Source organism: Streptomyces sp. CB02400, from assembly GCF_001905725.1.
Taxonomy (GTDB): Bacteria; Actinomycetota; Actinomycetes; order Streptomycetales; family Streptomycetaceae; genus Streptomyces; species Streptomyces atrovirens.
Genome location: NZ_LIWB01000002.1, coordinates 356,239 through 369,938, shown reverse-complemented (window position 1 = coordinate 369,938; position 13,700 = coordinate 356,239). Strand labels below are relative to the sequence as shown.

The 13,700-nt window shown below is 74.8% G+C and carries 11 protein-coding genes; 9 read left to right on the top strand and 2 right to left on the bottom strand.

The features are described 5' to 3' along the window. Nucleotides 1-82: 82 nt before the first annotated feature. Entirely contained in the window at nt 83-778 is a 696-nt protein-coding gene (locus AMK33_RS06790; RefSeq protein ID WP_073931816.1) for a hypothetical protein, read from the bottom strand. Nucleotides 779-1,129: 351 nt separating this feature from the next. Here AMK33_RS06790 and AMK33_RS06785 point away from each other — a divergent pair, with 351 nt between their 5' ends. From AMK33_RS06785 to AMK33_RS06750, 8 genes are read left to right on the top strand one after another with little or no spacing between them, the layout of a single operon-like run. Then, complete coding sequence (locus AMK33_RS06785; RefSeq protein WP_073931815.1) at nt 1,130-2,215, top strand: DUF3344 domain-containing protein; 1,086 nt, start codon at nt 1,130-1,132, stop codon at nt 2,213-2,215. A 38-nt stretch (nt 2,216-2,253) separates the two neighbouring features. Beyond that, a complete protein-coding gene (locus AMK33_RS06780; protein WP_235617999.1) occupies nt 2,254-3,498 on the top strand; it encodes a glycosyltransferase in 1,245 nt (414 codons plus the stop codon). After that, on the top strand, nt 3,495-4,919 hold the full coding sequence (locus AMK33_RS06775) for an exopolysaccharide biosynthesis polyprenyl glycosylphosphotransferase (protein ID WP_073931813.1): 1,425 nt from the start codon (nt 3,495-3,497) through the stop codon (nt 4,917-4,919). The genes AMK33_RS06780 and AMK33_RS06775 overlap by 4 nt, the downstream gene beginning before the upstream one ends. A 6-nt stretch (nt 4,920-4,925) precedes the next feature. After that, complete coding sequence (locus AMK33_RS06770; RefSeq protein WP_073931812.1) at nt 4,926-6,275, top strand: O-antigen ligase family protein; 1,350 nt, start codon at nt 4,926-4,928, stop codon at nt 6,273-6,275. After that, on the top strand, nt 6,272-8,284 hold the full coding sequence (gene murJ / locus AMK33_RS06765) for a murein biosynthesis integral membrane protein MurJ (protein ID WP_235617998.1): 2,013 nt from the start codon (nt 6,272-6,274) through the stop codon (nt 8,282-8,284). Before AMK33_RS06770 ends, murJ begins: the two co-directional genes overlap by 4 nt. Continuing rightward, nucleotides 8,268-9,032 (top strand): polysaccharide deacetylase family protein, encoded by a 765-nt coding sequence (locus AMK33_RS06760; protein WP_073931811.1) that lies wholly within the window; start codon nt 8,268-8,270, stop codon nt 9,030-9,032. Before murJ ends, AMK33_RS06760 begins: the two co-directional genes overlap by 17 nt. Next, entirely contained in the window at nt 9,032-10,171 is a 1,140-nt protein-coding gene (locus tag AMK33_RS06755; protein ID WP_073931810.1) for a glycosyltransferase, read from the top strand. The genes AMK33_RS06760 and AMK33_RS06755 overlap by 1 nt, the downstream gene beginning before the upstream one ends. Nucleotides 10,172-10,225: 54 nt before the next feature. Continuing rightward, nucleotides 10,226-10,876, top strand: a complete 651-nt coding sequence (locus AMK33_RS06750; RefSeq protein ID WP_073931809.1) for a lipopolysaccharide biosynthesis protein — start codon at nt 10,226-10,228, stop codon at nt 10,874-10,876. Between the two features lie 16 nt (nt 10,877-10,892). Here the strand turns inward: AMK33_RS06750 and AMK33_RS06745 are convergent, their stop codons facing one another. Next, a complete protein-coding gene (locus AMK33_RS06745) occupies nt 10,893-12,239 on the bottom strand; it encodes a glycoside hydrolase family 26 protein (protein WP_073931808.1) in 1,347 nt (448 codons plus the stop codon). Nucleotides 12,240-12,410: 171 nt separating this feature from the next. Here AMK33_RS06745 and AMK33_RS06740 point away from each other — a divergent pair, with 171 nt between their 5' ends. Next, the gene (locus AMK33_RS06740; protein ID WP_073931807.1) at nt 12,411-13,700 is read left to right on the top strand and encodes a carboxylate--amine ligase; all 1,290 of its coding nucleotides are present in this window, start codon (nt 12,411-12,413) and stop codon (nt 13,698-13,700) included.

Genomic DNA, 13,700 nt, shown 5'->3' with positions numbered 1-13,700 from the left:
AACGATCCCCGGCCGGAGCGGAAACCGTAAAGCGAGAGATTGGCAAGTCCTCATATGAGAGTTTTTCGAGGACGGCGGGGTTTTACGAGGATGCCGCGGGCGGCAGCAGCAGCGATGTGAGCGCGGGGAACGTGACGCCCGGGAGCAACGGCGTCTGCGCGGGGGCGGCCGGCGCGGGCAGGGTCGACGCCTGGGGTCCGGTGCCGAACAGGGCGTCGACGAGGTCGTGCACCCAGGCCGCCAACTCGCTGCCCAGCGTGGGTTCCTGAGTGGTGCTCCCGTCCGCGTCGGTGTCGGGCCGGAGCAGTTCGAGGAGGCTGTCGAGGGCCTCCCGCAGGCCGGTCAGCTCCTCGCTCGTGAAGTCGTCCCCGGAGACGGTCAGCTGTACGTCGTCCGTCGTCGTGACCGACGGCGACGGCTCGGTCGTAGCGACTTCAGTGGTGGTCTCAGTGGTGGTCGCCTCGGTCGTGTCCACCGGGTCCTCGTCGGCCGCCTTCGCCAGGGCGTCCTTCACCGCGGCGCCCAGCTTCCTGGCCTCACCGGAGGACACCTGGCCGTCGTCCTTCTCGAGCACGGCCTTCAGCAGGTCGACGACCGGGGTGAGTGCGTTCTCGTCCCCGTCGACGGTCCTGACCTGCGCGAGCAGTGCGGCGGAGGACGCCGCGCGGTCGTGCTCGGCGGCCGTGTCGGCCGCCATGGCGGCCGGGCCGGCGAGTCCGGCGAGGAGGGCGGCGCACAGTGCGCCGAGTGCGATGCGCCGGGCAGGCAGAGCGCGCATGGAGGTTCCTTTCGCAGGCTTCGGATCTTGAAGCCCACCGTGGGAGCGCCCGAAGGCTCCCGCAACCGGGGGTGCGCCATTCGGTCACCCGCCCCGCATCCGCCCCGCACCCGTCGCGCGTTCCGCCCGGCGGGTCCCGGGGAGGCGGCGGACCGGACCGGCCAACCCCTTCTCCTTCCCCTGAACAGGCTTCACGATTCCAACACACTTGCCACCTTTCACCGAATTTCGGTGAATTTGTCCGTTTGGTGACTAGAGTTGCGAACCTCCGAAGCACCCTCATGGGCGGCCGCATCGCACTCGTCCCCGCTGCCTGCCACCGCCACCCCGTTCCGAAAGGCTCCGACGGTCATGCGTCAATCCCTGGGTCAGATGCTTCGCCACGCGGCGGTGGGCGTCTTCTCCCTCGCGGCGATGTGGGTCCCCTGCGGCTCCGCGGCCGCCGCGCCGGTCGCGCCCTCCCCGGAGGCCGACGGCCTCGCCTTCTCCCAGCGGTACCGCGCGGTCCAGCACGGCGGCATCGTGCGGGCCGCCAACGCCTCCGCCACCTGCCGCGCCCAGGCGTCCTCCTGCCGGGACGTGCAGGCCGGCGCGCAGGGGGTGAACGGCGACTTCGACATGTTCTACATCGACGTCGACAACGACCCGAACACGTACAACTCCTCCCGCGCGGAGGTCCGGCTGCCGGCCGGCTCCCGGGTGACGTACGCCCGCCTGTACTGGGGCGGCAACCTGCTGGCCGGCGAGCAGAAGCCGTGGCAGGACAACGGGCGGGTGCTGATCGCCGAGCCCGGCGGGGAGTACAAGGAGCTGCTCGCCGACACGGTGGTGGGGCACCGGGTGGCGGACGGCGCGGACGCCTTCCAGGCCTCGGCGGACGTGACGGCGCTGGTGCGGGACAGCGCGCCGGGTCTGTACACGGTGGCCCAGGTCAATGTGGCCATGGGCAGGTCGGCGGCCGGGACCTGGGGCGGCTGGACGCTGGTGGTGGCGTACGAGAACCCGGCGGAGCCGCTGCGGCACCTCGCGCTCTGGGACGGCTTCGCCCCGCTGGGCGGCCGCGCGGGGGTCGAGATGCCGCTGCGCGACCTGCCGTTCCCGGCGGGCGCCGGGGGCCGGGCGGGGCTGGTGGCGTACAACGGCGACCGCGGCACCGCCGGCGACTCGCTCGTCCTCACCGCAGGCCCCACCCCCACCGCGTTCACCGACCGGGCCAACCCCTTCGACGACGTCCTGAACTCCACCATCGCCGACCCCGGCGACGCGCCCCCCGCGCGGGTACCGGCGTACGCCAACACCCTCGGCTACGACTCCGACGTGTTCGACCTCGAAGGAGGCCTGCCGCGCGCCGGTGACCGGGCGGCCTTCCGGCTCACGTCCGAGCGGGACGCGGCATGGGCGGGCGTGCTCTTCGCCGCCGTCGACGCCCGGCGGTGAACGCGTCCGCGCCTGGCGCCTTCGGGAGCGAGGGAACCGTGCCCGCGGACCCGTCGTCCGACGGCCGCCGGCCACGGATCCTGCACCTCACCCAGCCGGTGGACGGCGGAGTGGCGCGTGTCGTGACGGACCTGGTCCGGGCCCAGCTCGCGGACGGCCTGGACGTCACCGCGGTCTGCCCCGACAGCGCGCTCACCGGCCGGCTGCGGTCGCTCGGCGCGCACGTACGGCACTGGGGGGCGACGCGTTCGCCGGGCGTCTCGCTGGCGCGGGAGGTACGGCAGCTTGCCCGGCTGATCGACGAGGTGCGCCCCGATCTGGTGCACGCGCACAGCGCGAAGGCCGGGCTCGCCGGACGGCTCGCGGTGCGCGGGCGCATCCCCACGGTGTTCCAGCCGCACGCCTGGTCGTTCGAGGCGGTGGGCGGCAGCACGGCGGCCCTCGCGCTGCGCTGGGAGCGGTGGGCGGCACGCTGGGCCGCGCGGGTGGTGTGCGTGAGCGAGGCGGAACGCGCCACCGGCGTGCACGCCGGGATCACCGGCCGCTGGACCGTCGTGCCCAACGGCATCGACCCCGACCGTTTCCGCCCGGCGCCCGCAGGACCCGTACGGACCGGACTCGCGCCGCTGGCCGGGCTGGACGCGCAGGCGCCGCTCGCCGTGTGTGTGGGCCGGCTGTGCCGGCAGAAGGGGCAGGACGTCCTGCTGCGGGCCTGGGACGCCGTGCTGCGCCGGGTGCCCGACGCCCGTCTCGTCCTGGTCGGCGACGGCCCGGACCGTGACCGGCTGCGCGCGGCCGCGCCCGAGTCCGTGCTGTTCGCGGGGGCCGTCGCGGACGCCTCCCCCTGGTACCAGGCCGCCGACCTCGTCGTCCTGCCGTCCCGCTGGGAGGGCATGGCGCTCGCCCCGCTGGAGGCGATGGCCTGCGGGCGGCCCGTGGTCGTCACGGACGTCGACGGCGCCCGCGAGAGCCTGCCGCCGTCCTTCGCCGCCCCGTGCGTGGTACCGCCGGAGGACCCCCGGGCCCTGGCGGGGGCGGTCGGCGAGCTGCTGCTCGACCCGGCGCTGCGCGCAGCCCTCGGCGACCGGGGCCGCCGGCACGTGCTGTCCCTCCACGACGTGCGGCACACCGCGCGGGCGGTCGCCGACGTCTACCACGACCTGCTCGGCACCCGGCCCGCCGCGACGAGGACACGCCCGTGCCGGACGGCTCAGGGCGCCGAGGCCGACCGGACGTCATCGCGCGTCGAGCCCTTTGAGCACAGGGAGTCCATCCACTCGTGACCGTCGAACGCACCGTGGCCTCCCCCGGCGTACCGCCGCGGGACCACGGATTCTTCTCGCCCGTCTCCGTCATGCCGCCGCGCGGCACCGACGCCGGCCCCCGGCTGCCCGCCGCGCCGCCCCGGACAGCCTCACCGCTGCCGCTGCTCGTCGCGGACGGTGCCGCCGTCCTGCCCGCCGCGCTGGTGCTGCCCGGGGCCCAGCGCCATCCGCTGCTCGTCGCCCTGCTGATCGCGGTGTCGCTGCTGCTGCGCCCGCGCGCCACCCGGCCGCCGGTGCCGGAGCTGCTGGAGGAACTGCCCTCCGTGTGCGGCCGTGTCGCGGTGGCCTGGCCGGCCGGCGCGGCACTGTGGGCCGCGTACCGGCCGGAGCAGGCGCTGTCCGCCGGCACCGTGCTGACGGGCCTCGCCGTGCAGGCGGCGACGGCCTGTGCGCTGCGCGCGGCCGTGCACGGGCGGCGGCGGGCCGCGCTGCTGCGCCGCCCGCACGCCGCGCTCGTCGTCGGACCGGCCGCGACCGCGCAGCGGGTGGCCGCCGCCGTGCTGCGCCATCCGCGCTGCGGGGTGCGGCCGGTGGGGATCGTCGCCGGACAGCAGGACGGCGCCGAGGGCGTGCCGGTGCTGCGCACGGAGGAGGAGGTCGAGCGGGCGGTCATCCAGAACGGGGTGCGGGCGGTGCTCGCCGTCCACCCCTCGGTACGGGACGAACAGGGGCCGCTGCTGCGGGCGCTGGCCGCGTCGGGCTGCGCGGTCTGGGAGGTCGACGCCGGCCCGGCGCCGTACCCGGCGCGGGAGCGGCTGGCCGGATTCCCCTGCCGGCGGCTGGACTGCGCCCCGGCGCGCGGCGGCGGCCTCGGCAAGCGGCTGCTCGACATCCTGGTCTCGGGGACGCTGTTGCTGCTGGCCGGCCCGCTGCTGCTGGTGTGCGCGGTGACGCTGCGGCTCTGTGACGGGCCGGGAGTGGTGTTCCGGCAGGAGCGCATCGGCCGGGACGGGGAGCCGTTCACGCTGCTGAAGTTCCGCACCCACCGCCCGGTCGACGAGCACGAGTCGGCGACCCGGTGGAGCGTGGCGGGCGAGCACGAGATGCGCTGGTTCTGCCGCATGCTGCGGCGCACCTCGCTGGACGAGCTGCTCCAGCTGTGGAACGTGCTCCGCGGCGACATGAGCCTGGTCGGGCCGCGGCCCGAACGGCCGTACTTCGTCGCGCAGTTCAGTCAGACGTATCCCGGTTACGCGGCCCGGCACCGGATGCGTACCGGCATCACCGGGCTCGCGCAGATCCACGGGCTGCGCGGCGACACCTCGATCGAGGACCGGTGCCGGTTCGACAACGCCTACATCGACGACTGGTCGCTGTGGCGGGACGTCTGCATCCTGCTGCGCACCGCGGCCACGCTGGTCCGCCCGACGGGGAGCTGACGCCACGTGAGTCACGCCCTCGTCCCGCCGCCGCTGCCGCGCCGGGCCGCCGCCGCTCTGGTGCCGGCCCTGCCGCTGGTGGCGGTGGTCGTCCTGGCGGGCCTGCCGCCAACGGGGGACGGCGCGGGGCCCGCCGACGTGGTGTCCGCGCTGGTGGTCGGGTACTGCGTGATCCGGCTGCTGCGGGAACGGCGGCGCCCGCTGTCGCCTGTCGCGGCGGTGGTGCTGGGGCTGCCGGTCGTGGGGCTGGCGCTCGCCGCCATGGGGGCGGCCTCGCCCCAGGATGCGCTCGACGGCCTGTCCCGCTATCTGCAGATCTTCGTGCTCGTCCCGGCCGCCGTGCTGGTGCTGCTCCGTGGCCGCGCCGACTTCCGGGTGCTGGCCTGGTCGTTCGTGGGGCTCGCCCTGTGGCAGGGGGCCGTCGGGGTGCACCAGTACGTCACCGGTACCGGTGCCTCGTACCAGGGCGAGACCGTCCGGGCGGTCGGCACCTTCGGAGCCACGGACGTGATGGGCATGGCGACGGCGGTGTCGCTGGGCGTGGTGTGCGCGGCGGGGATCGCGCTGGGGCGGGCCCCGGTGCGGCAGCGGGCGGCCGCCGCCGGGTGCGCCCTGCTGCTGGTGCTGCCGCTGGCGCTGTCCTTCAGCCGGGGCGCGTGGATCGCGACCGCGCTGGCGTGCACGGTGCAGCTGGCGCTGGCGGGGCTGCGGCGCGCGCTGAAGGTGGCGGCGGCCGTGGTCGCCGCGGGCGTCGTGCTGACGGGCGGGTTCGGGGTCGGTACGGCGATGCTGCAGGAGCGGATCGACAGCATCACGGAGGTCACCGACACGCCCGACCAGTCCGTCGTCGACCGGTACACCCTGTGGGCGGCGGCGACCGGCATGTGGCGCGAACACCCGCTGACCGGGGTGGGGCTGAAGGGCTTCCCCGAGTACCGCGACGGGCACGCCACCCTGGCGCTGTCCTCGGGCAGCGACATCGAGGGCGCGGGCGAGGAGTACCACAAGCAGGCGCTGCTGTCGCCGCACAGCATGTATCTGCTGGTGCTGAGCGAGCAGGGCCTGATCGGGCTGCTGACGCTCGCCGGGGGCTGGCTCGCGCTGCTGGTGTGCGCGCTGCGGCGCCTGCTGCGGGCCCGCCGGGGCCCCGGCCTCGACTGCGCGCTCGTCGCCGTCGGCCTGCTGCTCTGGCTGCTCACCGACTTCGTCTACGGCGACATCGGCGGCCCCTCGACCGTCCTGACCGGCGTGGCCCTGGGCCTGACGGCGTGGTGGGCGCTGTCCCGCGACGACCGGCCGCACACCGCCCGGCGCGATGAGGCATCCGAGCGGGTCGAGGAGGCCGCGACACGATGACAGTGCTGCCGTCCCAGACTCCCGGCTCCGACACCACCGGCCCCGAACCCGGCGGCCTCAAGACCGGCACCCCCGAGCCGAACGGCTCCCGCACCGGCGGCCCCGCCCCTGACCGGCCCACGGACCCCGGACTCACCGGCCCCGCGGCCGACACACGCACGACGACCGACGACCCCACGCCCGACCGGCCCCGGACCGGCGGTCCCGCCCCCGGCCGCCACACGGACCCCGGACTCACCTGCCCCACGGCCGGCAGCTCCACGCCCGGTGGATCCGGGCCCGGTGTATCCGCGTCCGGCGGGCCCACCACCGGCGGTCCCGGGTCCGACGCGGTCGAGCTGAGTGAAGCACCGGGCGGCGGGTTCGAGGGTGCGGCCGGTGACGGGGGTGAGTCGGGCGGGGTGTCGCGGAGGTTTCTCGCGCGGGCCGCGCTGGGGACGGCGGTGCTGTCCATCGCCGGGTCGTTGCTCGGGCTGGTGCGGGACCAGTCGCTGGCGCGGTTGTTCGGGGCCGGGAGCGACACGGACGCCTTCCTGGTCGCATGGACCGTGCCGGAGATCGCCGCGACGCTGCTGATCGAGGACGGGCTGGCGATCGCGCTGATCCCGGCGTTCAGCATGGCGCTGGCGCGCCGGGCCCGGGGCGTGCCCGGCGACCCGGTGCGCGAACTGGTCAGGGCCACCCTGCCCCGGCTGTGCCTGGCCTTCGCCGCGGTGACGGTGCTGGTCGCCGCCGGGGCCCCGTACCTGGTCCACGCCCTGGCGCCGGGTCTGCCCGATCCCCGCCTCGCCGTCGACTGCACCCGGCTCACCGCGCTCAGCCTGCTGGCCTTCGGGCTCGCCGGGTACTGCAGCGCCGCCCTGCGGGCGCACCGCCGTTTCTTCGCGCCGGCGGCGATCTACGTCGCCTACAACACCGGCATCGTGGCGACGATGTTCCTGCTGGGCGGGGAGTGGGGGGTGCGTGCGGCGGCCGTCGGGGTCGCGGTGGGCGGCTGTCTGATGGTGGCGGTGCAACTGCCGTCGCTGTGGCGGCAACTGGCGTCGCGTACGCCCGCGCCCGCCGCCACGGGAGCCGCGGCCGAGGAGCGGCCGGTGCGCCTCGCCCTGATCGCCGCCGTGCTGCTGTTCGCGCTGTGCCGCCAGTCGCAGGTCCTCGTCGAACGGTTCCTGGCGTCCTCCCTGCCCGCCGGGTCCATCTCGCACCTCAACTACGCGCAGAAGGTCGCCCAGATCCCGATGACGCTGTCGCTGATGGTGTGCACCGTCACCTTCCCCGTGGTGGCGCGGGCGCTCGCCGACGGCGACACCCGCCGGGCCCGCGCCCGGGTGGAACGGGACCTGGTGCTGGCGTCCTGTGTGGTGCTGGCGGGCATGTGCGCGGTGATCGCCTGCGCCCCGCAGATGATCGAACTGCTCTTCCAGCGGGGCGCGTTCACCGCGGCCGACACCGCCGCGACGGCGAACGTCATGCGCGTGTACGCCCTCGGTCTGCTCGGCCAGACCCTCGTGGGCGCCCTCGTCCGCTGCTACTTCTCCGCGGGCCGCCCCAGCTGGTACCCCCTCGGCGTGATGGCGGCCGGCATCGTCGTCACGTCCCTGATCGGCGCCGCGACCGTGGGCCGCTGGGGGGTGGCGGGGATCGCCGCCGCCAACGCCTTCGGCATCACCGTCACGGCCGTACTGCTGCTGACCGGCCTGCGCGCGGCCCGCCACGGTGACACGGCCGGCGACCCGGCCGGCGTCTCGATCGGCGTCCGCGAGGTGCTGGGCCGGCTGAGCCGGCCCGTGCTCGCCTCGGTCCTCGCCGTCGCCGCCGGGGCGTTCGCCGCGAGCCGCTTCGAGTCCCCGGTGGCCGCCCTCGCGGCCGGCTGTCCGGCCGTGGCCGCCGTCTTCGTGCCGCTCGCCCTGTCCGTCCCGGTCGCCCGGCGCTCCGTATCCGCATCCGCATCCGCACTGCGCTCCGTACGCACCGTCACACGAAGGCTCACACATGGCCGCTTCCGTTGATTCCGTCGCCACCGGCAGACCCTCCGCGCCCCGTCCGGGCCCCGTCCCCTGGGTGGCGATGTACCACTCGGTGGGCGACTGCTCGGACGATCCGTACCGCATCACCGTCACCCCCGGGCGGCTCGAACGGCAGCTGGCCTGGCTGCGCCGGCGCGGGCTGCGCGGCGTGTCCGTCGCCGAGCTGCTCGCCGCCCGCGCCCGGGGCGAGGGCCGGGGCCTGGTCGGTCTCACCTTCGACGACGGCTACACCGACTTCCTCACCGGCGCCCTGCCGCTGCTGCGCCGCTTCCGCTGCGGCGCCACCCTCTTCGTCCTGCCCGGACGGCTCGGCGGCGACAACGCCTGGGACCCGCTCGGCCCGCGCAAGCCGCTGCTGACCGCGGACGGCATCCGGCGCGCCGCCGCCGAGGGCGTGGAGATCGGCTCGCACGGCCTCACCCACGTCGACCTGACCCGCGCGGACGACGCCACGCTCACCGCCGAGGTCGCCGAGAGCCGGGCCCGGCTGGAGGAGCTGACCGGCGCCCCGGCCGACGGGTTCTGCTACCCGTACGGCACGGTCGACGCGCGCGCCGTCGAGGCCGTACGGAAAGCGGGCTACACCTACGCCTGCGCCATCGACCCCGGCCCGCTGACCGGCCCGCACGCCCTGCCGCGGGCGCACGTCGGGCAGAACGACACGGCGTGGCGCCTGCACCTCAAGCTCCGGCTGCACCGGCTGCGCCGGCGCCCGGTGGAGGGCCTGTGATGAGGGCGCTGCACATCATCACCGGGCTCGGTGTCGGCGGTGCCGAACAGCAGTTGCGGCTGCTGCTGCGTCATCTGCCGGTCGACTGCGACGTGGTGACGCTCACCAACCCCGGCGCGGTCGCCGAGGGGCTCGGCGCCGACGGCGTACGGGTCGTGCACCTGGGCATGGGCGGCAACCGCGACCTGGCCGCGCTCCCGCGTCTGGTCCGGGTGATCCGGGCCGGCGGCTACGACCTCGTGCACACGCATCTGTACCGGGCCTGTGTCTACGGCCGGCTCGCCGCGCGGGTCGCCGGGGTCCGCGCGGTCGTGGCGACCGAACACTCCCTGGGCGACACCCAGATGGAGGGCCGCAGGCTGACGGCCGGGGTGCGCGCGCTGTACCTGGCGAGCGAGCGGCTCGGCTCGGCGACGGTCGCCGTCTCCCCGACGGTGGCCGACCGGCTGAAGCGCTGGGGTGTGCCCGCCCCCCGCATCGAGGTCGTCCCCAACGGCATCGACCTGGACCGTTTCCGCTTCGACCCGCAGCGGCGGGAGCGCACCCGGCGGCGTCTCGGCCTGCCTCAGGGCGCGTTCGTCGTCGGCGGTGTCGGCCGGCTCGCCCGGGGCAAGCGGTTCGACGTCCTCGTCCGGGCGCTGGCCCTGCTGCCGGAGGACCACTGGCTGCTGCTGGTGGGCGGCGGCCCCGAGGAGCACGTGCTGCGTCGCACCGCCCGTGAGGCCGGGGTGGCGGGGCGGGTCCTGTTCACCGGCGAGCGTCCCGGCGTACCCGACGGCTCCCCCGGCCCCGACCTGCCCTCGCTGACCTCGGCGATGGACCTGTTCGCCTCCCCGTCCGCGGAGGAGGCCTTCGGCCTGGCGGCCGTGGAGGCTCTGGCGTCCGGCCTGCCCGTGCTCTACGCCTCCTGCCCGGCGATCGAGGACCTGCCTCCCGGGACCTGCGCCGGCGCCCGGCGGGTGCGCGGCGGTCCCGGGGCGTACGCCCGCGCGATCGCCGAGGTCCGTACGGCGGGCCCCGGACCGCGCACGGCCGGCCGGGCCGCGCACCACTACAGCATCACCCGCAGCACCGCCCGCCTCATGGACGTGTACACGGCGGCCGTCGCCGGTCCGTCGCCGTCCGCCGCCGCACCGTAAGCCTCCTCCGCACTCCGCCGTACTTCGCCGTACCTTCGAGGGAGCAAGCCCGTCATGACCGACACCCCGACCCGTCGGCTCCGTCCGTCCCTGGACCGTGTCAGAAAGCTGCCGGCCTGGTCCGCGCTGGTGGCGGGCACGCTTCTCGGCGGTCTGTCCGGCGGCGCGTACGGCGCGCTCACGCCCCCGGCGTACACGGCCACCAGTTACGTCGTCGCCGTACCGACCGACAAGGCGACCCCGGACGCGGCCCGCGGTTTCGCGCAGGCGTACGGCCGGGTCGCCACCCAGCTCGCGGTGCTCGGTGACGCGCAGGTGTGGGCCGGTGTGCCGGTGCGCACGCTGCGGGACAGCGTCCGTACGGCGACCTCGCCGGACGCGCCGATGGTCGCCGTCACGGCCACCTCCGCACAGCCCGAGCTGGCCGTCGACATGGCCAACGCGGTCTCGCGGGCGCTGACCCGGCACGCCGAGGACACCAAGGGCAGCACCCAGGTCCGGCTCGTGCAGTTCTCGCGCGCGGTGAAGCCGGGCAAGCCGTCGTCCGCGACGTCGGAGGTGACCGCGCTGGTGGGGGCGAGCGCGGGCGGCCTGCTGGGCGGCCTGGTGCTGCTCGCCCGGCCGAGGCGGTCCGTCCGGGACGACGATCCCGCCCCCGCCGCCTCGGTGCCCGGCCCGGCCACCGCCGCCGATGTGCAGCGGTGACGCGGCCGGGGTGGTCCTACCGGGTGCGCGACCACCAGTCGAAGCGGAGGCAGAGCCTTCCGCCGAGCCAGTACTCCACCCACTGGCCCAGGTCCAGCGGCGAGCAGTTCTCCGGCGGCAGCGGTGTCTCGGGCGTGGTCGGTGCGGGAGTGGGTGCCGGGGTCTCCGGCGTGGTGTCCGGCTCCTCCTCGTGGGTGCGGCCGAAGAGGACGGACTTGTAGACGCGGGACGAGTCCGGGTTGTCGTCGCACTGCCACACCCCGTGCGGGCAGTAGTCGGTGAGCGTGTTGTAGAGCGGCTTGTGCTGGTCGATCCACGCGAGCATGCGCCGCATGTACTCGGGATTGTCGCCGTTGCGGAAGAGCCCCCATTCGGGATAGGAGATCGGTTTTCCGTGGGCCTTCGCGAAATCCACGTGGGCCTGAAGTCCGTACGGCTCCTTCACCTGTTCGTCGAAGGAATGCCCGGCCGGCTGGTCGTAGGAATCCATGCCGATGATGTCGACCGTGTCGTCCCCTGGGTAGCACTGGGTCCAGGGAACGGCGTCCCGGCCGCGGCTCGGTGTGAAGTCGAACCGGAATTCCTGGCCCGGTACCGCGCGCATGGTCTTCACGATCCGGTTCCAGTACTTCTTCCAGGATTCCGGGTCGGGACCGCAGCGGTGGGTGTAGGTGACGCCGTTCATCTCCCAGCCGAGCACCAGGACCGTGTCCGGCACCTTCAGCTCGACCAGCCGCTCGGCGAGGGCACGGAAGTGGTGGTCGAACTCCCCGGCGGCGCCCCGCCGCAGCAACTGCCGGACCTCGTGGTCGGAGACGCCCTCCTCGTTGCGCTCCTGCAGGGGGACGTTGAGGACGAGCATCCGGTCGTCCCCGGCGTTGCGCCAGCGCGCCCACGACTCGAGGAAGCCGATGTCCCCCTCGATGTCGCTCCAGTGGTTGCCGGGCAGGTAGGTGTGGCCGACGCGCATCTCGGCACCGCCCAGCCAGTGGCTGAGCTGCCCCATGCGGGCCACTCCGCGCGCGTCGGAGGCGAGGAAGGCGCCGAAGGCCGGGATGTCACGGAGCGACATCGGCGGGGCCGGTACGGGCACCGACGGAAAGCCGACGACCGGGGTGTCCGGAACGTCAAGGGCCTTCGGGGGCGCGGGGACGGCAGGGGTCACGGGAACAACAGGGGTCGTGGGGACCGCGGGGACCGTGGGGGTGACCACGGGCCCGTCCGGGGCCGGCACCGCCGGACGGAAGTCGTCGGTCCGCACCGCCCCCGCCGCGGGACCGGCCGCCAGGGCGGCGGACACGACGACCGCCGCCGCGCCCACGGCCATCCCGCGGGCCCGGACCCGCCTGTGCTGTGGGGCCATTGGCTGCTCCTCTTCCTCACTCGCGTCCGCCTTCTGCCTGATGTCCTCGCTCTTGACGAACAGTCATATGAATTCAGGCACAGGACATACGACGGTGCCAATATCACTGCGGCTTTCGAGTGTCGGTCTCGCCCGTGCGGGTGAGCCGGTACCAGAAGAAAGTGAGTATTCGTGTCGCTGCTCGACACCCGTGTCCCCGCCGTACTGCTGCGGACCGACCGGAATCCCTTTCACCACGGAACACTGGGGGCCGTACGGTCGCTCGGCAGGGCGGGAGTGGAGGTGCATGTCGTCGCCGATTCCACGGGAAGTCCCGTTCGCCGCTCGCGTTATGTCCACCACATGCATTCCCCGCCGCCGCCGGAGGCATCCGCGGGGCAGATCCTCGCCGTACTGCGCCGGGTGGCCGGCCGGGTGGGGCGCCCGGCCGTACTGATCCCGCTGGACGACGCCACCGCGATCGCCGCGGGCCGGCTGCGGGACGACCTCGCGCCCTCCTACCTGCTGCCCGAGATGCCGGCCACGCTGCCCGAACGCGTCGCCGACAAGGCGGAACTGGCCGCCGTGTGCGCCGCCGCGGACGTTCCGCACCCGCTCACCCTCGTCCCGGACAGCCCGCGGCAGGCAGCCGACGACGCCCACCGGCTCGGACTGCCGCTGGTCGCGAAGTGGAGCCGCCCCTGGCTGCTGCCGGCCGGCGGCGGACTGCGCAGCACCCAACTGGTGCACACCGCGCGGCAGGCCCGGGAGCTGCACGCGCGCACCGCGGAGGCGGGCAGCCCGCTGCTGCTCCAGGCGTATCTGCCGCCGGGCGAGGACCGGGACTGGTTCTTCCACGGCTACGCCGACCGTACGGGCACCGTGCGCGCCGGCGGTCCGGGCCGCAAGCAGTTGTCCTGGCCGCGTGGCGCGGGACTGACCGCGGTGGGCCACTGGACCCCCAACCCCGAGGTCCGGTCACTGGCCGAACGGATCACCGGCGAACTCGGCTACCGCGGCGTCTTCGACCTCGACTTCCGCCGCTGCGGCACGACCGGCCGCTACCACCTCCTCGACTTCAACCCGCGCCCCGGCGCCCAGTTCCGTCTCTTCGCGGACAGCGCGGGACTGGACGTCGTACGCGCCCTGCACCTGGATCTGACCGGACGGCCGCTGCCGGACGGGGATCCGGTGGCCGGGCGGTCGTTCGTGGTGGAGAACTACGCGCCGTTCGCCGCGCTGCGTACGGCGTCGGCATCCGGCGGACGCGAACTGGCCTGGTACGCCAGGGACGACCGCGCCCCCGGATGGGCGATGTGGGCCCTGTGGGCCCGTCATGTGTCCGGCCGGCTGCGGCAGCGGCTGGGCACGGCGGCCTCCGTACCGGCGCCCCGCCCCGGGGACCGCCCGGTCCCCCGGGTGGCCGCTCCCTCCCTGACCTCCCCGACCTCCCCGACCGACGACGAGAAAGCGAGCAGCTGA